At 59.2% G+C, this 21,485-nt stretch carries 10 protein-coding genes, 1 tRNA gene and 9 pseudogenes; 14 read left to right on the top strand and 6 right to left on the bottom strand.

What is annotated here, in order from left to right:
* Window positions 1-17: 17 nt before the first annotated feature.
* From AOQ71_RS49890 to AOQ71_RS05170, 3 pseudogenes are all read left to right on the top strand, one after another.
* A pseudogene (locus AOQ71_RS49890) lies at window positions 18-188 on the top strand (DUF3422 family protein); the annotation flags it as partial.
* Window positions 154-312 (top strand): annotated as a pseudogene (locus AOQ71_RS49885) (DUF3422 family protein); the annotation flags it as partial. The pseudogenes AOQ71_RS49890 and AOQ71_RS49885, both read left to right, overlap by 35 nt.
* A 130-nt stretch (window positions 313-442) precedes the next feature.
* A pseudogene (locus AOQ71_RS05170) lies at window positions 443-1,357 on the top strand (IS3 family transposase); the annotation flags it as partial.
* A gap of 287 nt (window positions 1,358-1,644) precedes the next feature.
* Here AOQ71_RS05170 and AOQ71_RS05165 read toward each other — a convergent pair.
* From AOQ71_RS05165 to AOQ71_RS47215, 4 genes and pseudogenes are all read right to left on the bottom strand, one after another.
* Window positions 1,645-2,675 (bottom strand): annotated as a pseudogene (locus tag AOQ71_RS05165) (IS110 family RNA-guided transposase).
* 320 nt (window positions 2,676-2,995) lie between these two features.
* Window positions 2,996-3,793, bottom strand: a pseudogene (locus AOQ71_RS05155) (IS110 family RNA-guided transposase); the annotation flags it as partial.
* An 89-nt stretch (window positions 3,794-3,882) separates the two neighbouring features.
* Entirely contained in the window at window positions 3,883-5,073 is a 1,191-nt protein-coding gene (ltrA, locus tag AOQ71_RS05150; protein WP_245316722.1) for a group II intron reverse transcriptase/maturase, read from the bottom strand.
* Window positions 5,074-5,692: 619 nt separating this feature from the next.
* Window positions 5,693-5,938 (bottom strand): annotated as a pseudogene (locus tag AOQ71_RS47215) (IS110 family transposase); the annotation flags it as partial.
* Window positions 5,939-6,015: 77 nt separating this feature from the next.
* On the opposite strand from AOQ71_RS47215, the pseudogene AOQ71_RS05145 reads away from it, so the two are divergent.
* Window positions 6,016-6,285, top strand: a pseudogene (locus tag AOQ71_RS05145) (integrase core domain-containing protein); the annotation flags it as partial.
* A gap of 19 nt (window positions 6,286-6,304) precedes the next feature.
* Here AOQ71_RS05145 and AOQ71_RS05140 read toward each other — a convergent pair.
* Window positions 6,305-6,958, bottom strand: a pseudogene (locus tag AOQ71_RS05140) (site-specific integrase); the annotation flags it as partial.
* Window positions 6,959-7,309: 351 nt separating this feature from the next.
* Window positions 7,310-7,383 (bottom strand) — tRNA-Arg (locus AOQ71_RS05135).
* Between the two features lie 816 nt (window positions 7,384-8,199).
* Between AOQ71_RS05135 and AOQ71_RS42030 the strand changes: the two genes are divergently transcribed.
* From AOQ71_RS42030 to AOQ71_RS05070, 10 genes and pseudogenes are all read left to right on the top strand, one after another.
* On the top strand, window positions 8,200-9,465 hold the full coding sequence (locus tag AOQ71_RS42030; RefSeq protein WP_063958191.1) for a lysine N(6)-hydroxylase/L-ornithine N(5)-oxygenase family protein: 1,266 nt from the start codon (window positions 8,200-8,202) through the stop codon (window positions 9,463-9,465).
* Window positions 9,462-11,354: a class I tRNA ligase family protein gene (locus AOQ71_RS05125; protein WP_057742722.1), complete on the top strand. Its 1,893-nt coding sequence runs from the start codon at window positions 9,462-9,464 to the stop codon at window positions 11,352-11,354. Before AOQ71_RS42030 ends, AOQ71_RS05125 begins: the two co-directional genes overlap by 4 nt.
* On the top strand, window positions 11,351-12,589 hold the full coding sequence (locus AOQ71_RS05120; protein ID WP_057742720.1) for an ATP-grasp domain-containing protein: 1,239 nt from the start codon (window positions 11,351-11,353) through the stop codon (window positions 12,587-12,589). The genes AOQ71_RS05125 and AOQ71_RS05120 overlap by 4 nt, the downstream gene beginning before the upstream one ends.
* Window positions 12,590-12,592: 3 nt before the next feature.
* Window positions 12,593-13,786 (top strand): saccharopine dehydrogenase C-terminal domain-containing protein, encoded by a 1,194-nt coding sequence (locus AOQ71_RS05115; RefSeq protein WP_057742718.1) that lies wholly within the window; start codon window positions 12,593-12,595, stop codon window positions 13,784-13,786.
* Entirely contained in the window at window positions 13,725-14,951 is a 1,227-nt protein-coding gene (locus tag AOQ71_RS05105) for an ATP-grasp domain-containing protein (RefSeq protein ID WP_083513951.1), read from the top strand. The genes AOQ71_RS05115 and AOQ71_RS05105 overlap by 62 nt, the downstream gene beginning before the upstream one ends.
* 17 nt (window positions 14,952-14,968) lie before the next feature.
* On the top strand, window positions 14,969-16,177 hold the full coding sequence (locus AOQ71_RS05100) for an MFS transporter (RefSeq protein ID WP_057742712.1): 1,209 nt from the start codon (window positions 14,969-14,971) through the stop codon (window positions 16,175-16,177).
* 379 nt (window positions 16,178-16,556) lie between these two features.
* Window positions 16,557-16,907, top strand: coding sequence for a PLP-dependent aminotransferase family protein (locus AOQ71_RS47210; RefSeq protein WP_245316721.1), 351 nt, complete (start codon window positions 16,557-16,559; stop codon window positions 16,905-16,907).
* A gap of 309 nt (window positions 16,908-17,216) precedes the next feature.
* Window positions 17,217-18,499, top strand: a pseudogene (locus AOQ71_RS05090) (cystathionine gamma-synthase family protein).
* A 1,190-nt stretch (window positions 18,500-19,689) separates the two neighbouring features.
* Entirely contained in the window at window positions 19,690-20,583 is an 894-nt protein-coding gene (gene amoC, locus AOQ71_RS05075) for a bacterial ammonia monooxygenase, subunit AmoC (protein WP_063958190.1), read from the top strand.
* Window positions 20,580-21,461, top strand: coding sequence for a methane monooxygenase/ammonia monooxygenase subunit A (locus AOQ71_RS05070; RefSeq protein WP_057742704.1), 882 nt, complete (start codon window positions 20,580-20,582; stop codon window positions 21,459-21,461). Before amoC ends, AOQ71_RS05070 begins: the two co-directional genes overlap by 4 nt.
* Window positions 21,462-21,485: the final 24 nt, after the last annotated feature.

Raw genomic sequence — 21,485 nt, 5'->3', positions numbered from 1 at the left:
CGAGCTGGCAAACGCGACTGTCCATCATTGAAGGCAATGATGTCTCAGGTTATCCAACCTGGTCGTCGTTTCTGGTGCGCCGCATGGCGCCCGCAATGCGAACCTGCGCGACCGTAGAGGATCGTCAGGAGGCTCTGTCGGTCAAGCTCGCGCGTGCCGCCGATCTGTTGCGGATCCGTGTCGACGTCGAAATCGAACGACAACATCGTGACCTATTGCAGGCTATCAACGAGCGCGCGAGCCAGCAAACTTCGGCTGCAATGCACGGTCGAAGGATTGTCGGTCGGGGCGATAGGATATTATGTGGTCAGCTTGTTTAGAGGTCATTCAGTTCTCGTGGTCGATTGGTTGCAGGAAAACAACAAATCAACCTGCCCTGACCTGCCACTGAGTATTTCCTCCAGAAAGAGTGTTAGAGTCCGGCCCGAAGAAGGACGGACACATGAAGCGAGCACGGTTCACGGAAGCAGATTATTGCGGTGCTGAAGGAGCATGAGGCCGGGGTGAAGACGGCCGATCTGGCTCGCAAGCACGGGATCTCCGAGGCGACGATCTACAATTAGAATGCCAAATTCGGCGGCATGGACGTTTCCGAGGCGAAGCGGTTGAGGGCCCTGGAGGAGGAGAACGGGAAGCTGAAGAAGCTTCTGGCCGAGCAGATGCTCGATGCAGCCGCACTTCGCGAGCTCCTTTCAAAAAAATGGTAGGGCCCGCCGCCAAGCGCGCTGCTGTCGCGCATCTGCAGGCCGTCATGAGCCTGTCGGAACGGCGGGCCTGCTCGATCGTGGGTGCGGATCGGAAGATGATCCGCTATCGCTCCAGCCGCCCACCGGACGCAGTTCTGCGTGGCCGATTGCGCGATCTCGCCAACGAGCGGCGGCGTTTCGGCTATCGCCGCCTATTCGTCCTGCTGCGGCGGGAGGGCGAGCCATCGGGGATCAACCGGATCTACCGGCTTTATCGCGAAGAAGGGCTCACCGTCCGCAAGCGGCGGGCTCGCCGCAAGGCCGTCGGGACCCGGGCCCCGATCTGGTCGAGGCCAGGCCCAATGCCCGCTGGTCGCTGGACTTCGTCCACGACCAGTTCGCCATGGCCGACGCTTCCGCATCCTCAACATCGTCGACACGTCACCAAGGAATGCCTGGGCGCCATTCCGGGCACGTCGATCTCGGGGCGACGCGTGGCCCGCGAACTCACGGCGATCGTCGAGCGACGCCGCAAGCCGGGAATGATCGTGTCCGACCATGGCACCGAGTTCACCTGCAACGCCATGCTGGCTTGGTGCAAGGACGCACCCATCGATTGGCACTTCATCGCACCGGGAAAGCCCATGCAGAATGGCTTCGTCGAGAGCTTCATGTATAGACGTATATGGACCCCGCCCGATTGCAACGACCGGCTTGATCAGGATCGACGGCCACAACTGCTGACGTATATCCGGCTTCTTGATGCGGCTGGACAACGTCTCCGCCGCGAGCCTCGATGGTTTTCGCCCGCTTCCACCTCAACGGCCCCGAGACATCGGCGCAAGCCGTGCCGGTCCACACATCAGGTTCGGGAAGCGACGGGGTGACCGTTTCGCCATCTCCTGCCATTTGTTGCAATTGCCGGGTGAGACCTCCTTTCCTTGATTGCCGCCTCGCTTCAGGCCGCCTTCACCGACAGCGCCGGCTCATAAGCTGCGTCGCCCGTGAGCATAGCCCACACGATCCGCGCATTCTTGTTGGCAAGAGCCACGGCCGCGACATTGGGATGGCGCCGTTGCCGCAGCTTGCCGAGCCAGAGGCTTCGCGGATCCTGCTTGCCAGTAGCCCGGCTTAAAGCGGCGCGAGCTCCGTGAATCATCAGCGTCCGCAGGTATCGATCGCCGCGCTTGCTAATGCCGAACAAGCGGGCCCGCCCTCCACTGGATCGCTGCTTCGGCACCAGGCCAAGCCAGGCCGCGAACTGGCGGCCGTTCTTGAAACAGCTTCTATCGCCCACGGCGGCGATCAAGGCTGTTGCTGTCACAGGTCCGATGCCTTCGATTTTGCCGAGCCGCTGGCACTGCTCGCTTGTACGGAAGATTTCCCTTATCCGCCGGTCATAGGCTGCAATACGGTTATCAAGCTCGGACAACTCCTCTTGCAATTCCCTCATGAGCGTCCGGAGCATCTCGCTGAGGCCGTCATTGATGTTCCCTACGATGACAGCGAGGCCGCGCCGCAGCTGCGCGATGTCACGGGCAATGACAATCCCATGCTCGGACAGAAGACCGCGAATCTGGTTGACGAGCCTGACCCGGTCGGCGACCAGGCGCCGGCGAATTCGGTGGACGGCCTGTACCGCCAGCTGATCGGTTGATTTCGGTGGCACGAAGCGCATGGACGGACGGCCGACCGCTTCGCAGATGGCTTCCGCATCGTTCTGGTCGTTCTTGTTCGACTTGACGTATGGCGTCACGAACTGAGGGCTGATCAGTCGGACCTGATGGCCAAGCTCCGTGAGCACGCGAGCCCAATAGTGTGCCCCGTTGGAAGCCTCCATGCCGACCAGGCAGGCCGGTAAATTGGCGAAAAAGCCGGCCACCGCATCGCGACGCAACCTCTTCGCACAACGACTTTCCCGTGGTTGTCGACGCCGTGAACTTCGAAAACATACTTCGCCAGATCTAGACCTATCCGAACGACCTGCATGACATCCTCCTTCACTGCAGTTGACGCTCGAGGTTCCACCGCGGCAAGGGCGGGGTCCATACCATTGGCCCCGCGGATGCAGGGGATTTTTGGCAGCATACTTTGGATACCGGTCGGGTGCGTTCATGTATACGGCCTGTTAGTGCGACCGATGCCATGGCCGCTGGCCCTGATGGAGATCGCGGATCGAGGCCTCATCAACGGGTCGCGCTTGTTGCGCTTAAAGCTCTTCGGGCTTGCTCGATCCCCAGCTCCGCCGGTGTCCATCATCATGCTGTCATTTGCCCTCACACCATAAGGTGGCCAACGTACGCGGAAAGTCAGGCCGCGAGCTTAGGCCGATAGAATTCCCCGGTCGTCATCATCGCCCAGACGATCCGGGCCAACTTGTTGGCAACGGCGATGGCGACGACCATGGGCCGACGCCGTTCAAGCAGGGCTTCGATCCAGCCGCCTCCAACCCGGGAGCGTGCCTTTGGGTACCGAACGACGTTACGTGCTCCGATGACAAGCAAGTGCCTGAGATAGGAATCGCCCTGTTTCGTAATTCGGCCGAGCCGATCCTTCCCGCCGGTGGAATGCTGCTTAGGCGTCAGGCCAAGCCAGGCCGCGAACTCCCGCCCGGAGCGGAACATTGTCGCGTCCGGCACGGTCGCGGCGAGAGCCGTGGCCGTTATGGGACCGATCCCGGGAATCGAGGACAGCAACTTCGCCATCGGATTTACTCGCTGGATCTGAGCCAGCTCAAGCTCGATGGCCCCGACCTGCCGGTCCAATTCCTTCAGTTGGTTCACAAGGACGGCTAGTGCGATGCGGGCGTGGGCCGGTAGCGTCAGTTCCTTGTCATCCAACAAGTCCACCAGACCATCCACCCGTTGCCGGCCTTGCCCGACAATGATTCCGAACTCAGCAAAGTGAGCCCGAATGGCGCAAGCCGTCATGGTGCGTTGGCGGACCAGCAAGCCTCTTGCACGATGAAGCATCAAGAAGCCCTGGTTCTCGACGCTCTTGATTGGAACGAACCGCATATTGGGACGGGTGACCGCTTCGCAGATCGCGGCCGCGTCAGCGGCGTCATTCTTGGCTCCTCTTCGTAGTAGAGTCGAGGAGAGGCGCGGTGATGCGCTTGTTGCGCGTTCCGTTTCCTCTCCCCGCTCATCAAACCGGACGTGCGGTTTTCCCGCATCCGGCTTTCCGACAGGTTTCGTCACAAGGCGCACGTCGGCGACACTTTGCGCACGCGGTTCAGCACAAGTACGCCAGGGTTCCCATAGATCTGATCAGAGAACCGTCTGACGCCACGTCCTGGCGTCTTATGTCGTCTGCGCAGAAAGGCGAGCACGCGGTCAAAGACGTGTCGATCAACGGCCTGATGAGCCGTAGCAAGCGAGCCATAGCTGAAGTAAGCGGACCAGCCGCGCAGAAGGCGGTTCAGTCGTGCTTGTACTTCGGGCCAAGCGCCCTTGTTGCCCGGCGTCAGCAGTTCGCTGACCTTCCTCTTGATCCGCAGCACGCTTTTCTTCGACGGAGCCGCGCCAAGATACCACCGCCCCCCATTGCGGAAGTGGCGGGGTCCGAGCGTGTACCCAAGGAAGTCAAAGCTTTCCAATCGGGCATTCTTCACCGAGGTTTTAGTCTCGTTGAGTGTCAGCCCAAGCTTGGTCATCACCGCTTTCGTCCACGTCAATGCCTCCGCCGCGCGACCGCGGCTGAGAATGACGAAGTCGTCGGCATAGGAGATAATCTGGCCATGGAATGCTTCACGCCGACCGCTGAGACGCCAATGCTTCAGGAACCGGCTCATGTAGGTGACAGAGAGCAGCGGACTGATGACACCGCCCTGTGGCGTGCCACACTTGTTACTCTTACCGCCGCTCATGCGCCGTTTCCCGTTGCTATCCCGCTCCTCGACCGGTACTCGCAGCCATAACTTAATCAGCCGCAGCACATTCCGGTCGACGATGCGTCGGGCCACCGATTTGAGGAGGTCCGAGTGCGGTATCGTGTCGAAGTATTTCGACAAATCGGCGTCAACAACATCTGTGTAGCCCCGGCACATAAGCCGGTGCACTTCCTTGACGGCATCGACCGCGTTGCGGCGCGGGCGATATCCATAAGCTCCGTCCTCAAAATCCGCCTCGAAGATCGGTTCCAGCACGATCTTTGCAGCAGCTTGGACGACCCGGTCCCGGATTGTTGGGATGCCGAGCGGACGTTCGCCGCCGCCGGGCTTCGGGATCATCACCCGCCGCACCGGATCGGGCCGATAGGTCTTCGTGACGAGTTCATCGCGCAGGCCAGCCAACCATGCTTCGAGTCCCGACGCGTCGATCTGTTCGAAAGTTAATTCCGTCCACTCCCGGCGCACCCGCGTTGGCGCGGGCCAGCTTGTAGGCATGGCTCAGAATGTCCTCGCGGCAGATCTTGTCATACAGCACATAGAAGCGGAAGGCAGGCTCCGCCTTCGCTTTGCAATAAAGCTTTCCCTGAAGGCTCCTGATCTTATCGGGCGTTTCAAGGCTCATCGCCAATCTACCCTTTCCCTCGCTATCTTCAAAAGCGCACCTGAAGTCAGGGTCCTTTCCTCCGCCGGAATTACCCGGTGTCATCGGTACCTTTGACCCTGTCCGACTCCCGTCCGGTCCATCGACTACTCAATGCTGAAGGCGCGACCTTCGACCAAGACGGGTCTCCCCCGATTACCCGTACTACCCTTCCAACGTGCCATGCCCATTACCCCGGTGAACCAGACAGGTGCGTGCGTCGATTGCTTCCCTGTCCGCACGGCCTTCCCCGCCATACGATCGGGTCGGCATTCACATCGTAACTTTCGAGGCGTGCTCAGGCTTCACTCACGTTACGGCCCGCTGGATTGCTCGGCCGCCTAAAGCGACCTTTGTCACGAGGCTTCGATCCGTCCGATTGCTCGTCCAAACCGCTCGTCAGCTACCAGATCAATCGACAACTCTCTGGGTGGATCCTTCCTCCACTGGTAATACGCGCCGTCGGGGCGCACCGTAGGGTTTAACATAGGCTGGCGGGATCAATCTCACATCGTGTCCGAACTGCCGAATCTCCCGCGCCCAGTGGTGAGCAGTCGCGCAGGCCTCAATGCCGACCAGGCAAGGTGCGAGCGAGGAGAAAAACGACACGATCTCGCCTCGCCGGAGGCGTTGGCGACCGGCCACTTGGCCTTGGCTATCAACTGCATGGATGTGAAATACGTGCTTCGAAATGTCCAACCCAATTGTCGCGGCTTCCATTGGTGAATTGCTCCTGTTAGCGGGTTCGTCCATCGCCAGTATATCGCCGGCGTCGAGGGAGCGGGGCCGTCTTCCCCATCAATGGCCGGATGCGCGACGAACTGCTCAACGAGACCCTGTTCTTCGAACTTGACGATGCTCGCGCCAAGATCGCGAATTGGGTTGCCGACTATAATTTCCAGCGGCCTCACTCGTCGCTGAAATACCTGACCCCGGCGGCCTATGCCGCCCACCTCACCGCAACGGACGACCGGCTGCGCAACCCCGACCAGCTCCGCCGATCGTCCGTTGCTCCACCCGCGTTACTTGGCGTAAAAAACCCCGAGACTCTAACTGCCACCGGATGAAAACTCAGTGGCAGGTCACGTCCAGCCAGCGTGTGCCGACGTTTTTGGGTTCGGTCGGAATGCCTGCAGCCGGATTGTGGGCGAGACGAAAGCGGCGGGGTGACGTGGTGCGGTAGTCGTGTTCGGACTTCAAGCCCCAGCTGTAAGCCGATCGGATGTAAAGCCGCGAACGTGATCGGCCATGGAGCGTTTGCCGCGCTCATAGATCGGGCGGATGACCTCTTTGATTTCGTCAGGCTCGATGTCGCGGGCAGCGCGGCTGCGGCCGAGAATATCGGCGATCTTGTTCAAGCCCTTTTCGACCTCCTCCAGGAAGGCCTTCCTTCAGCCTTGAGCGAAGCGACGTAGGCTTCGAATAGATCGGCAATGGTACCGGCCCGCGTGTCGCCCGCAATTTTGATGCTTCGGCCCTTCTGGATCATGTCGGCGTAGTCGCGCTTAAATGCACGCGCGCCTGGCTCAGGCTCATCGAGGGATAGGAGCCTTGAGGCGCTTCTGGTCACGCCACTGCTGCGCCATCCGATCCGCTGGTGACGCGGGTTGGCATCGGCTTCATCACAAGGATGAGCCGGCCCGTTCCGTGGCCCTCGCCATCCACAAGGCTCAGCTGCTTTCCGGCCTCTTCGACCTGCTTAAGAGCGCGGGGTATTTCGCCATCTGTAAGGCTCGACACTGGGCTCTCCCGTGGACTTTCGAGTGGGATCTGCAGACGGGTTGCAGGGGTCTGCGACTGGGGTCAAAAAGGGCTTCGATCCCCCTTAATACCGACCCCAATATGCGATAGCGCGACTCTACGACAAGCCAAAAAATCTCGGTTATTCAGTATGATGTGGCGTGATCAAGTGTGATCTAAAAGGCGCGAGTGGGATCGTTGCCCGTAAGCCTTCGTGGCGGGCTAAGCTGAACCATCGCCATGCTGGCTGCCCGATGATGCGCCTGGCACGGCTGCTGCCAATTCGTGCATCATTTGTCGCGCCAATGCGCAAAGCCCAGATTCGTTTGCCTGACTCGCCATTGAGAGTGATGGCGCACCCGACACGATTCGAACGTGTGGCCCCCACCTTCGGAGGGCGCTCTATCCAGCTGAGCTACGGGTGCATTTCACTTGTCGTCTACGTCGGTCGACGAGCGATGGTCAACGGCGTCGGGGTCGCCTCCTCAAATTCGTCTGGCGAAAGCCGATCACCAGATTGGTGCGGCGAGCATCGCGCTAGCCTATCCAGCTCCTTTTGAAACTATGCTCCCTACTGCTTACGCGATGCTTACGCGGACAATTTCGTTATTGGATCGGACCAGCGTTGATCCACAATTCCTTATATTTCAACGTTCTTCGATCTCCTTCGCGACCCAAAAGAACTTGACACCTGCCTTCGAAGAGCAAAGCTAATCCGTCCAAGCACCGAGCAACTATCAAACCTCAGAGGTGACGGACTGAAACAGCAGGCGTATCGAGGCGAGGTGATGATCGTCCGGAAGGGAATCGTTTGGGCGCCATGAACGAGCCAAAAAATGCCGCTTCGTCAACGAAAAAAGCTTCTCGGCGAGATCGGGCGTGCTCGGCGCGGCGGGTTCAGGAGACGCTGTCAAACTCGCTTTCTTCGACGTGGGGAACTGGAACGAATACGTTTGAGTCGAGCCTAACCCGACGACGAGGTTATCTGCACGGTGGAAATGGCTGCCGACTGAAACCGCAGCGCTCAGGAGATGTCACCGCGTTCGGAAGGCGGTGTTCTCGGCAAACTGAAGGTTCGCGACTTGCTAGGTACAGCGGGAGTCGGTCCCCTTCGGATGAACGCGAAGAAACGGCTGACACTAGCGCCGAGGCACGAGCGATCTCAGTGCAGGCTTGACTCATTTGCTTAAGGCACCGGACGTACGTTCCGTTCGCCGCAAAAAAACAGTTCGGCGGGTTGCATGTATGACGTGGTTGGTATCGGAATTGGTCCCTTCAATCTCAGCCTTGCCGCTCTCGTAAAGTCGACGGGCCTGCGGTGTGTGTTTTTTGAAGATAAGCCCGGTTTTTCCTGGCACGCCGGCATGGCCTTTTCCAGCGCCAGGTTACAAGTTTCACATCTCAAAGATTGTGTGTCGCTCATAGATCCAACCAGTCCGTTCTCATTTCTCAATTTTCTGCTTCAGACCGGACGACTCGATGCGTTCGTCAATCGACGGTCCGGCGGGGTCTCTCGCAATGAGTTTGGTCAGTATTACGCCTGGGTTGCAGATCAGCTTCCGTATCTCAGATTTGGACAAAAAGTACTGGACGTGTGCTCCGAAACCACACATTTCCGCGTCTTGACAAGCCAGACGGAATGTCGCGCTCAACACGTCGTGCTTGGGCTCGGAATCTGTCCTGACGTCCCGGATTGCGCGCGGCCGTTGTTAGGCGAACGTGTCTATCACGTAGCAGAGTATCTAAATAGACCGCCGCTAGCCGTGGGAGAACGGGTCTTGCTCGTGGGTGCCGGGCAAAGCGGCAGCGAGGTGATGGAACAGTTGCTCTCCGGCCCACCCCTGAAGCAGGTACTTTGGGTTACCCTCTACGACAACCTTGAACCAATGGATGATTGCGCATTCACGAACGAGCTCTACACGCCCGCCTATTTGCGCCACTTCCAAACTCAGGCCCTCTCGCATCGACGAGAATGGGTGCAGGCCAAGAGGCTGAGCAGCGATGGATTGTCGCGGGATCTCGCAAATCAGCTATTCTCCAAAATATATGAACACCGCTTCGTCGAGAACAAGAACGCCGGCGTCAAGCTGGTTGTCAGTGCTTGCCTTGACAGCCTGCGGCAGAACGATGCGGCTTTCGAAGCTGTCCTCAAGTGTACCGAGACAGCAGTAACGCGCAGGGTGGCGGTCGATCGTGTGATCCTTGCCACCGGTTTTGTGTCAAACACTGCGCCATTTCTTGACCGGATCATGCAGCTCGCCTGCACTGAGAATGGTTTGCCCAAGATCAGAGCAGATTGTTCACTGGAGAGTCGGATTGCCCTACCAGGCAAGATCTATCTCCAGAACAGAACACGCATCCAGCACGGTTTACAAAACCCGAATCTGTCTCTCGTCGCGTACCGCAACGCAACCATCATCAACAGCATCATAGGAAAGGAGTTCTATCCGCTGAACTCGAACCGCTCAATGCTTTCGCGTGTGGCCGAATTGCGGGAGGAGCGATGAAAAAGCTGCGCGACAACGTGGCTACCCGCCACTTCAACGCATCGAAGTTCTCTCTCGAGAGAGGCGAGTCCACAACCTTTGACTGCCATGCCGATCACGAGATGCTGTTCGTGTTCTCCGGCGTCGGCGAGGTTACTTATGGTGACGGAACGCTTTCCACGGAGCAGCTCACCCCCGGAGACATGATACTGATGCCGCCGTTCGCTGCACATCTTATAGAGAACACAGGAGCACAAACCCTTGTGATGGGAAATGTGTGGTGGGAGGACCGGCAGACCATTGACGAACGGGTCAAGGCACCGAAATGCGAGCGCCGTCCGCGCGTGGTTCTGCCAAGCTTTACGACACCCAATGGACGCATGCATCTCGGCCATCTGGCCGGACCGGTCGTCGCTGCGGACATATTTACCCGGGCCCAACGGGCACTCGGGTTCGATTGTTACCAGCTTTGTGGCTCATTGGGCTTTCAGACGCATGTGGGGATAACCGCTGCGCGGGAAGGGCGAAGCTATCGTGAAACGTCGCGAACGTACTCGGATGATTTCCTCGCCAATTACCGTCTGCTGAAAATAGATTTCGATGTGTTCGCGACGCTGGATGAGCTTCCGCGATTCGAAGAGATCGCTCGCGAGTTCCTGACCGCCCTGGACGCCGGCGGCCATCTGATCGAGAAAACCACCCGCGTTCCTTATTGTGAGCATGGGCACGGATACCTGTTTGAAGCAAACGTGCGAGGCTTGTGTCCGCACTGCGGCGAAAAAATAAGCTCGGAATGCGAGAACTGCGGGCTGTTTGTGCCTGATGAAGAACTGGTGGATCCGGTGTGCAATCACTGCCACCGCGCAGCAGCATGGCGCCCGCTAAAGCGCATGTTCGTGCCACTAGAGCCGCATCGGGTCGTGCTCGAGCGGCTCCTGATGTCGGGGGCCTACGTCGGCAAAATGCCGGATTTCGTCGCCAAGGTGCTGCAGCAGAAGCTACCGAACATTCCACTCGGAATCTCTTCATCGGAGGGAGTCGCTCTCCCGTTCCGCGGGCAAGAGGACCTGAAGCTCTATTCGGCTGTTGAGCTTGTCCCCCGCTTCTTGACGGCACAGGATATGCTCGCCTCCAGTACGGAACTCGGCTCGGGCGAAGTAGAGCTTGCGCTGTTCTTTGGCTCCGACAACGCGTATCTGCGCTGCATCATCTTTCCGATTTTGCTGCACCTTTTTGATGCCAGCAGATTTCACATCGTTGGATTTTTTGCCAACGAATTCTACCAACTTGACGGCTACAAGCTCTCCACCTCTCGGGGCCATGTCATATATGCTGATGATCTCATTCGCCAGGGAATTCCCGCCGACTGGCTGCGCTTATATGTTTGCCATACGCGTCCTGCGGTTGCCGCAACGAGCTTTAGCCTTGGTGAAGCGTTCGATTGGATCGAACGGCGCCGCAGACGACTCGCATCCGTCATTCAGATTATCAGCAACGCGGTCGAAACGCATCACCGCGGGACAGTGCCGGAGCCCGGCACTTGGGAGCGCCTGCATCGCGCATTTTATCAGCAGCTTTGCGAGCGCCGGCATGAGGGCCGGCGGCTATTCTCGGTCGAAGGTTTCGAGCCGCGGCAGATCGCAGAGTTAATCGATCGCTTGCTTCGCGATCTTGACAGGTTTGCAGTAGAATCGCTGCACTCTCGCTATCATCCGGGCATCGAGCGCGCCGCTTGCGCTCTCAGTCTTGTGGGCCTGCGGCTGTGGGCGACGCTTGGCTGGCCTGTGATGCCTGAGCTGTGCACCGCAGTCCTAGCGCGCCTCGGGAGCCGAGAAACGCCATGTCTGAACCGCGCCTTGCAGTGGGTTCCCGCCGGGCGATCCTTTGACATTGGAGGCTGGGCTGCATGACGGAGTTTCTACTCTATATCAATTATCGCCGACTCATACGAGAAAGTATTCGTGCATTCGAAGCGGCGCATCGGCTCGGTTACCGCGTTGCCGTGCTTGGTCAGCCGCTGCCCCCGGAACTTGCCAGCTACGTCGACGAGTGGCGTCAATGCAATCCGGCGAGCCTTGACTCGCTCGAGAGCGCGGTCGAGGAGTTCAGAAACTCTATGCAAATCGCCGGTGTGGTCTGCTTTACGGAAACTGCTGTCGAAGCCTGCGCCATCGTTGCCGCGAAATTGCGGCTGCCCGGGTTGCCGCGGGCATCCGTGTCGGGGGTGCGGGACAAATCGATACTGCGCGAGCGGACCCAGTCGGTTTCCGGCGTCACGCACCGCCTTTTGCACAATGATAGCGATCTGGAGGAGTTCATCGGTGTGGCGGGGCTCCCGGTCATCGTCAAGCCGTTGAATGCCTCGGGCAGCACCGGAATTTATCTCATTCGCGAACCTGCCGACCTGGATGTCTTTCATTCCACTAGCAAGAAGATCGGCAATCCGACGTACGACCCGACCTTGCGCCGGGAAACGCTCACGTTCCTGGCCGAACGTTATATCGTCGGGCAGGAAGTGAGTGTGGAAGGATACGTCTCCCACGGTGAAGTCACCGTTGTCGGGATCACGCACAAGCTCACCTCGGATCCTTATTGCCTAGAGGTGCGGCATATCTTCCCTGCCGACCTCGACGGTGAGATGCGCGGCATGATCGAAGAAAAGACCAAAGACTGCGTGCTGGCGCTGCGTCTTGACAATGCATCCTTCCACCTCGAAGGCAAGTACGACGGCCCGCAGTTCACGGTCATTGAGGTCGCTGCCCGGCCGGGCGGGGATTACATCGCGTCGCATCTTGTCCCGCTTGCGTTGCAATATGACTTTTACGAAAACCTTGCTCGCATTGCAGTGGGCACGGTGCCTCTCCCCCCGCCCGCGCCGCAGCGCGTGGCAGGGATCCATTACGTCTTGGCCCAACAGGAGGGGCGGCTGCTCGGCTACCATGGCCTTGAGGCCGTTCTCGATCACCCTTGGGTTGAGCAAGCGATCGTCGAAACATCGGTCGGTACACACATTGTGCTTCCGCCAAACGATTTCCGTCTTCAACGTCTGATCGCGGTGATCAGCACCGCGCCGAGCCAAACACTGCTCACAAAGCATCTCGATTGGGTATCGAAGACGATCACCCCGGTCTTCGCCCGCGAGTGAAACATGCAGGCTGACGTCATAGGCGCTGGTACGATGGGCAGGGGAATGGCGGTGCTGCTGCGCGAAGCGTTTCCGCGGTGGACGGTCCGTCTCATCGATCGCGATATGAGCGCGCTCACAGCTGCGCGAGACGCATGGAGATGCGAGATCTTGTGCACCGACCAGCCGCAGCACGCAGGACTCGCACCCGTCGTAATCTGTGCCGCCACTTGGCCGGTAACGCTCGGCGTGATCGAGAGCCTGGCGGGCCGCGCTGCACGTGGCTTGCTTGTGAGCATCAGTCGGCCCGCTACCAAGGACATGCCACGCGTGCAGCAGGTGCTGATCCAAGCTCCGACTCTTGCGGTGGTTCTGCCCTGCGGGCTGGAGCCGGGGCTGACGGAGATCCTGGCCTGCTATTTGCTGGAATCCACTCAGGAGGTGCAGTCCCTTCGTATGTGCTGCGGTGGGATTGTCGTGCCACGTCCGGCCAATCCTCTCGGCTACAAAAGGCTCTTCGGAACTTCCCACCTCCCGCTCGCGAAGCGCGACGCCTATTGCATCCGCGATGGCGCCCTCTGCGTCGTTCCGCGCTTTTCCGATGTTCAGCAGCTCGCTTGGCCCGACATCGGAGTTCTTGAGCACTGGCATGACGGGATGCAGCCGAGGCTCTCGCAGTATCCGAAATTGTCCCGGCCGGGAGCCAATGCCGACCAACGCACGTTGCGCTGGACGGGACATGCCGAAGTGGTCGCGTTGCTACACCATCTCGGCGTCCTGGCCGAGGATACCGTAGATAAAGATACCGGGCTCACCTCAAAGCAGCTTTTCGAACGCGCCGCTCAGCGGACTCTTGGTCTGGCCGAAGGCGAACAGACAGTGACGCTTCTAGCAATCGATCTTGCCGGGCTTCGGCACGGACGACGTCACATGCACAGCTTGCGGCTTAATTTCACCGACCGCCCCGATATACGCTCGATGGCTCTTGCTACCTGCTTGCCAGTGATCTTCCTAGTCAACTGCCTGATCAGCGCCGGAAACGCCGTTAGCGGATTGCATTACCCTGAAAACATCATCACGCCCCGGATGACGCCAGGCATGCTCAGATGGCTAGCGCATCAAGGTGTGGCGATAACAATGGATAGATCCGGTGACAATGCAGAAAGAATTGCTGGTCTTGGGTGGAGTAAGCTCGATTCAGTCCCGCCACGTTTATGATCAGGCGCGCGCGCAAGGCCTGCGGGTGGTGTTGACGGACAGGCCCGAGCGTCTTGAGCCGGCCGGTCAGCTATCGGATTTCGCCGATGAGGCCCATCCGCTCGATTTCGAGGATGTGAGCGCCTGCCTCGACTGGGTGAGTACCTATCCCCGGCGTGAGCTCCTTGCAGGAGTATTCAGCTTCAAAGAGAAAGCACAGCCGGCGATCGCCGGACTTGTTCGCCGCTTTGGATTCAGGGGCCCGGGTGAACGTGCGCATGAGTGCACCACCAATAAGTCGGTTTGCCGCGAAACGTTGCGGGCAGCCGGATTTGCGCAGCCGGAAATGGTGGTGTGCCGATCAGGCGAGGCGGTCGATCAAGCGTTCGCCGAGCTCTCGCGCCGGTATCGCAGGCTTATTCTCAAGCCGATGACCGGTTACGGCAGTGAGAACGTCTTTCTGCTGGACAGTGCGACGTCTGTTGCCGTTGCGCTGGCGAAGGTTAGGCCGTCGGCCGAGCGACCATTCCTGCTCGAATCGTTTGTCCAGGGGCGAGAGTTCAGCGCGGAAGGGGTGTGTGTCCGTCGCTTGCCGATGGTCTTGAGTCTGACCCGAAAATTCCTGATCGGTGATCGCAATTTCGTCGAGTGCGGCCATGTCGCGCCGGCAGATCTCGCACCTTCCCTGAGTGAGCGCGCGATCAGCCTTGTGCAGGGCGCCGTTCACGCCGTCGGGCTGACTTTCGGCATGTTCCATGCGGAATTCTGGGTTTGCGATACCGGTGAGATCGTCATGGGCGAAATTCATTCGCGGCCCGGAGGCGATTACATTACGCACCTGACCCAGTACGTGACCGGCATCGCGTATTACGGCAGCGTCTTCGCCCAGATGCTGTGCCCGGAGGCCGGCCTGGTGATGCTGTCATCGGAAAGATACGGCGCGGCCGGCATCCGATATTTCCTTCCGCCCCTTGGCAAGGTGCGGCAAATAACGGGATATGACCGGTTGGCCGAAATGCCCGGCTATGTCGGTGCCGAGTTGACGATCAAGGTCGGCGATACCGTGAAACCTGTCTGCCACTCGTTCGATCGTGTTGGTCATGTGCTTGCCACCGGGGCAAGCGCTGGCGAAGTCGATGACCGGCTCGCGCGCATGATTATGACGGTCACCATCGCCGTTCACTAAAAAGCCTGTGCGCCACCATGCCGAAACTGAAACCCGCACAGCGAAAATTCTGCAATGTATTTGCTCTGAATTTCCTCAACAACTACGGCTACTTTGCGCCGCTCTCCGCGCTTGGGCTCTATCTTCTCGATCGATCCCTCTCGGCGGCTCAGGTCGGTACTCTCTTGCTGCTGCTGTCTGCTTCCGGGCGAGCCTCACGTGCCGTGTTCGCTCCGCTGCTTGATCGCACGCCCACCCGTTACGGTTTGGCGATAGCCTATCTCGTGATGGGCGCGGGCCATATAATGGTGGCGGAGAGCGCCGCGCCTGTCGGAACCGCGCTCGGACTGGTTTTGGTCGGCACTTCTTACGGCGCCTGCAGCCTCCTGCTGCGGCTCATTACGGTCCACTTGGTGGAAGATCGATCAGTCCGTTTGACGCTGGCGAAGTTCGCCGTAGGAACGAATATCGCCGCCACGCTCGGACCGTTGCTCTCGAGCCTGATGTACGTGCAAATCGCACCAAACGCTCCTTTTCTCTTCACCGGCGTGGTGATGTTATTGGCTGGACTGCTCTGCCATGCCTCGTTGGGCAAGGGTCTGCACGTTCCGGATCGCCCTGGCAGCTGGTGGAAGCCACTGCTGCACAGCATAACGCGGTCCGACCTCCGTCTGGTATTCGTTGCAACTGCCTTTACTTGGTTCGCTTTGGCCCAGATGTTCTCATTTGCACCGATCGTACTCGGCCGCTTGCTGGCAGGCCCGCAGATTGTTTGGACGATTGCCGCCCTCAATGCAGCCTTGGTAGTTGGGGCATCGATCCCGTTGATGAAGACGCTCGATCGCGCGCATGCAGACGACGTCGACATGTTGATCTTATCGGCCGTCCTGATCACGGCGTGCTTCGCGCTGTTATCAGCCCTTCTGAACTTGTTTACGCTTTACCTCGCCGTCGCATTGTTGACAGTTGTGGAGATTGTCGCCCTGCCATCGTTGTCTGTATTGCTCGTACGGAATACCCCAGGAAGGGATCACCTCGCCTTGTTAGGCATTAACGCTGTCGCTATGGGTGTTGGAGAAGCGCTCGGCACATTTGCTGGCGCTCTGCTCAGCACATCAGGGCTTCAAAACACGTTCGCTTTCGCGGCGATCGCCGCCCTTTATGCCCTGGGCACGATTTGGCTCTACAGCTTTCGCGGTGAGATGCTGGGTCGGAAACCCACGCAGGACGGCGTTGACCACGGGTAGCAGTTGAGGAGAGTCCCTCACCCTAGAATCACAAAGCTGCGCATACAGCAAGCGACACTTGCATATCCGTGCATGCCGACCTTACACAGTCCCGCGGCTCGCACCATGAGTCTTGCTCGCCGGAAGCGCATCGCCGAAGTCGATGAGCAGCTCGATCGTAATAGAGTATGACGTTTACGGTTCTTTCTTCACCTAGCGTCCTGTGTCAATCGCGTCGTTGGCACCAACCCGCTCCTTCTACGTCACGTCCTACTCCAAATGTCTTGCGCCAGCCTTTCGGCTGGGCACATTGACGGTCCCGGCAGCCTACACTGCTCAAACTGAGCTCCTTCTGCACGCCTCCGCCTGTTTTGTGGCTCCGATACCGAGTGAGGTGGTGGTGCGGCTGATCGACAGCGGTAAGCTTGAAACGCTTCTGCGCGAGCGGCGCCTGCAGGCGCTTGAGCGCTACCGCGCGATCCTGCATATCTTTCCGAAAGCCGCAAAACTCCAGTTTCCGGCCTTCTACGGATGGTTGCCATTGCCTCAGGAGTGGTCCGCAGATCAATTTGCCGCCGCCCGCGGTCGCGGCATACTTGTGATCCCACGCATTGCGGCCGCGGTTGGGAAGGGCGACCCCGGCGCAAGCCGCATTTGCCTTGGCGCGCCTAGAGATGTTGTCGCACTGTCTGATGTACTCCAGACTCTGCGGGATATCCTGGCTCGGCACGCATTAACGTTGTTTCTGTAGCCTGACCTGGGATCCGCTACGCAGCCCGTCGCGGAATCGTACTCTCGACCAAACGCAAGAATCGCGTGTTGCGAGCCCCGGCAACCACCAACTCTTGCGTAACCGGCGATGGCACTCCGGAAAAGGCGCCGCTCGCGTCCCGAGTTCCATTTCGCAGCGATCGGGTGTTGCGCCTCCCCGATGCCACAACTGCGCGAAAACCGCCGCAAAAGAAGGATTCCAAAAAGGCCGGGGTCAATTTTGTGACCACCGCCGTTTACCACCAATTCGGCCCGCAACGCGCGGCAGCATCAGAACAGTGAAGCAGCCATGGTAAAACCGTTCCCGTCGAAGACTCATATCGGCAACCATACGCTGCATCCGGAAACCCTGATGCTGACCTATGGCTATGTTCCGCAATTGTCAAAGGCGCCATCAAGCCGCCGGTGTTCCTGACCTCGACCTTCGTGTTCAAGACCGTCGAGGACGGGCAGGACTTCTTCGACTACGTCGCCGGCCGGCGCGAGCCGCCGGAAGGCATGGGCGCGGGCCTGGTCTATTCACGCTTCAACCATAAAACAGCGAGATCGTCGAGGACAGGCTCGCGGTCGACGAGCGCACCGAAAGCTGCGCGCTGTTCTCCTCGGGCATGGCGACCATCGCGACCACGATCCTCGCCTTCGTCCGCCCCGGCGATGTCATCCTGCACTCCCAGCCGCTCTATGGCGGCACGGAAACGCTGCTGACGAACACGCTGGCGCGCCTGTCGATCGGCGCCGTCGGCTTTGCCGACGGCATCGATGAAGCCTCCGTCAGCCAGGCCTCGTAGGAGGAGATGGGTAGGGGGCAGGTTTCGATGATCCTGATCGAGACCCCGGCGAACCCGACCAACGGACTCCTCGACATCGCGATGATCCGCCGCATCGCCGAGTCCATCGGCAAGGCCCAGGGACACACGCCGATCATCGCCTGCGACAATACGCTGCTCGGCCCGGTGTTTCAGCGCCCGATCGAGCACGGCGCGGACCTGTCGCTATATTCGCTGACCAAATATGTCGGCGGCCACTCCGATCTGATCGCGGGGCGCCGTTCTCGGATCGAAGGCGATCATGAAGGGCATCAAGGCGCTGCGCGGCGCCATCGGCACCCAGCTCGATCCACATTCGTGCTGGATGATCAACCGCTCGCTCGAGACGCTGAGCCTGCGCATGGAAAAGGCCGATGCGAATGCGCGCCTGGCGGCGAGCTATCTGCGCGACCATCCCAAGGTCGCCAGGGTGCACTATCTCGGTCATCCCGAGCAGGGCTCGCCCTCGGGCCGTGTGTTCGCGCAGCAATGCCTGGGCGCAGGATCGACCTTCTCGTTCGACATTGTCGGCGGCAAGGACGCGGCGGTGAAATTCCTCAACGCGCTGCAGATCCTCAAGCTGGCCGTGAGCCTTGGCGGCACCGAGTCGCTTGCGAGCCTGCCCGCGACCATGACCCATTCCGGCGTACCCGCCGACATCCGCCAAAAGATCGGCGTGCTCGATTCCACGATCCGGCGGTCGATCGGCATCGAGAACCCGTCGGATCTGATCGCAGACCTCGCGCAGGCGCTGAATGCGGCTTGAGCGGTTGGATCAAAGCGGATTGGACGCGCGGCATGCCGACATGATCGCCGCGGCAGCCTCGTTGCTCTGCGCGCCCGAGAGCTGCCGCACGAGGCAGATGTAATAGCCCTTGCTGGATGCGTTCAGCAGGGAATCGCCTGCAGGCCGTCAATCTCACTCGATTTCGAGCCATTCGGAGACGGCGCGACCTGTGGGCCAACGAACGAAACCAACCGCAATCACCGCCTGATCCCGTGCCTGACCGCGATCACCGTGCTCCTGTTTTCCATCCAGTTGAAGCAGTTCAGCCTCGGCTCAGTTATGGTCCTCACCCTGATCGCCGTCGCGCAATCCAACGTCGCTAGCCAGAAGAAGCGGCCACGGTCCAGCCGCTTGGCGTACAGCGATAGCCCGACTCCGTCGGCTGGCTTTTCACGTGGGCACAAAAGGGGATCTCTTAGGTTGCCGCCATTGTCAGTGCGGCGATTTGCGATGAGAAGCCCACCCGCTGCCTCCAATGCGGCGGACCACTACGCGGCACTAAATGGACACGATATGCTCAGGATGGACGGCTTGGTGCGAGCTTCACACGAAGAGTTGGCTTGAAGTCCAGGCCGCACTGGCCAAACTGAACATTTCACATTCCGATCACATTTCGATCATTCTCATCATCGGCGATGGCGACCGTCCACGTGCGTGCGAGGCATGAAACGCCCGTTGGAGCGAAGGGCGTCAATGGCCGTCAGGCTTGCAAGGCTCCGACGTGGTCTGACACTACCTGATCTGGTAGCTGCTCAAGCCGCCTCGTCGGTGGTTGAGTAAGGCGATGATGAACGAAGTAGACAGAACCGAAACTGAACGACGAAGTTGTGGTCACCTCGTGCAGATTAGGAGGATGCAGAACCGCCTGCTCAAGGCGATCTCCATCTGACCGAACGTCCTCAGGCTATCTGCAGGGGTAGGATGTTTACGCGTGGAGACGCACTGAATGACCGTGCGGGATATGCACTCATCCTTGGCCGGCTCCCGACGGCTTGGCAACTCCATCATCAGGCCGGGCATTCCGCACCAATGTGTGCTCATCGGAGAGCGGGTCTGCCGTGCAGGCCGAAGTGCAGGTCCCTGCTGAGCGGCTACGCGTCTTGGATTCCCCAGCCGATCAGTCAGTGCCTCTGTGTCGATATTTGTTAGGATAAAGTCGAGAAGCAAAAATGTCTGGCGATGCGTTACCTCGCATGGCGAATGTCACGGTCATCAAGACCTTTGATATTCATTGTGGATTGTTCGCGTTTACGATGGTCGCGCTGACGATTCTGTACATCAGCGCGCGTCTGTATCAGCAGGCTTTTGGTTTCTCCATGGGGCTCGATGCGAACTCGCCGGAATTTGACCGATACTGGATGACGCTCTTCAGAATCGAGTTGCCGGTTCTATACGGCGCGGGCGTGCTCTGCTGGTCGTATCTCTTCCTGACGCGTGATAGGAGCATTGAGACCGTCACGCCCGAGACCGAGTTGCGCAGGTACTTCTATCTGACCATGTGGCTCGTCGTGTACAGCTTCTGCATCTTCTGGACGGGCAGCTTCTTCGCCGATGGAGATGGCGTCTGGCATCAGACGACCCTGAGGGACACGCCGCTCACCCCCAGTCACATCATTCTGTTCTATGCGACCATCCCGATCTATCTCTTCTTTGGGGTCGGCAGCTTTGTCTACGCGATGACCCGGATCCCGGCCTTCTGCAGGGGGGTCTCGCTTATGCATGCGATTGCTGTAGTGGGGCCTTTCCTCATATTGCCGAATCTCGGTTTCAACGAATGGGGACATGCTTACTGGCTGACTGAGGAAATCTTCTCGCATCCGCTGCATTGGGGTTTCGTCGTTCTTGGATGGTGTGCACTCGCGTTGGCGGGCGTTTTGATGCAGATCGTCGAACGGTTTAGAGAACTCATACCACTCGTGTTCAAGCAGGATGCTGCGGGAAGCCCGACGGACGCGAACCCGTTTCGCGACGCGTGGGAAAAGTGCGGTCCGGAAGCGCAGCGACAACGATACAAGCCAACGAGCGTTTCTGGACGGCGACCTATCTCCGGGAAGAGTAAGTGAACTCCAGCGGCGAGGGAAGAGTGACCTCAACGGCCGACATCGATGCAGCGGCGAGTCCGAGAGAGAATACCCGCTTCAAGGATAAGAAGGGTGAGACGGTCATTTCTGTCTCTGGTCTAACGCCCGGTGCAGCCAGATACTCTCGCCTGTTCGACGTCCTCGTCGTGGCGGCTGTGGTGACTATCTTTGGGGGAGCAATCCATCTGCATGTTATGCTCACGGTCGGCGATTGGGACATGTATGTCGACTGGAAAGACCGGCAGTATTGGCCCCTGGTCATGCCTGTCTCCATGATCATGTTTCCTGCTGCCCTGCAGGCGATCTTCTGGGTCAACTTTCGTTTGCCGATCGGTGCGACGGTTGGCGCAACGGCGTTGCTCATTGCCACCTGGATCGGTCGTTACGCGAATTGGTGGATATGGACAGGTTTTCCCTTCACGGAAGGCGTGCCGTCACAGGCGCTCGCGGGGGCATTGTTGATGGATATGACCTTAATCGTCCTTCGCAATAGCCTGTTCACATCCATCATCGGCGGCTTTGCGTTCGGTTTCGTATTTTGGCCATCGAACTATTCCGCATTGGCTCCGTTCTATCTCCCTGTCGAGCACCAGGGAATGGTCGCATCGTTGGCCGACATGATCGGTTATACATTTCCGCGTTCGAACATGCCAGAGTATCTGCGTATCATTGAGCGCGGCACCCTCCGCACTTTCGGTAGCTCGGTGAGTTGGGTATCGGCGGCATTCGCGGGCTTCATCTGCATATTCATGCACCAGCTTTGGTGGCGGCTTGGACTTTTTGCGTCCCAGGCAACGTTCCTCAAGAACAGCGATGTCGTCAAATCCTTCATGGGTATAAAAAGCAGCGTCGCGTCCTAAGGACATGAGCACGGGGACTGCAGG

This window comes from Bradyrhizobium manausense, from assembly GCF_001440035.1.
Classification (GTDB): domain Bacteria; phylum Pseudomonadota; class Alphaproteobacteria; order Rhizobiales; family Xanthobacteraceae; genus Bradyrhizobium; species Bradyrhizobium manausense.
The sequence above is the reverse complement of the archived record's forward strand: the minus strand, read 5'-3'. Positions and strand labels throughout refer to the sequence as shown.

Bases quoted from the DNA above. Each gene is read 5' to 3' on its own strand.
- ltrA (WP_245316722.1), bottom strand. From the start codon at position 5,073: ATGCCTACAAGCTGGCCCGCGCCAACGCGGGTGCGCCGGGAGTGGACG.
- AOQ71_RS42030 (WP_063958191.1), top strand. From the start codon at position 8,200: ATGTATGACGTGGTTGGTATCGGAATTGGTCCCTTCAATCTCAGCCTT.
- AOQ71_RS05125 (WP_057742722.1), top strand. From the start codon at position 9,462: ATGAAAAAGCTGCGCGACAACGTGGCTACCCGCCACTTCAACGCATCG.
- AOQ71_RS05120 (WP_057742720.1), top strand. From the start codon at position 11,351: ATGACGGAGTTTCTACTCTATATCAATTATCGCCGACTCATACGAGAA.
- AOQ71_RS05115 (WP_057742718.1), top strand. From the start codon at position 12,593: ATGCAGGCTGACGTCATAGGCGCTGGTACGATGGGCAGGGGAATGGCG.
- AOQ71_RS05105 (WP_083513951.1), top strand. From the start codon at position 13,725: ATGCAGAAAGAATTGCTGGTCTTGGGTGGAGTAAGCTCGATTCAGTCC.
- AOQ71_RS05100 (WP_057742712.1), top strand. From the start codon at position 14,969: ATGCCGAAACTGAAACCCGCACAGCGAAAATTCTGCAATGTATTTGCT.
- amoC (WP_063958190.1), top strand. From the start codon at position 19,690: ATGTCTGGCGATGCGTTACCTCGCATGGCGAATGTCACGGTCATCAAG.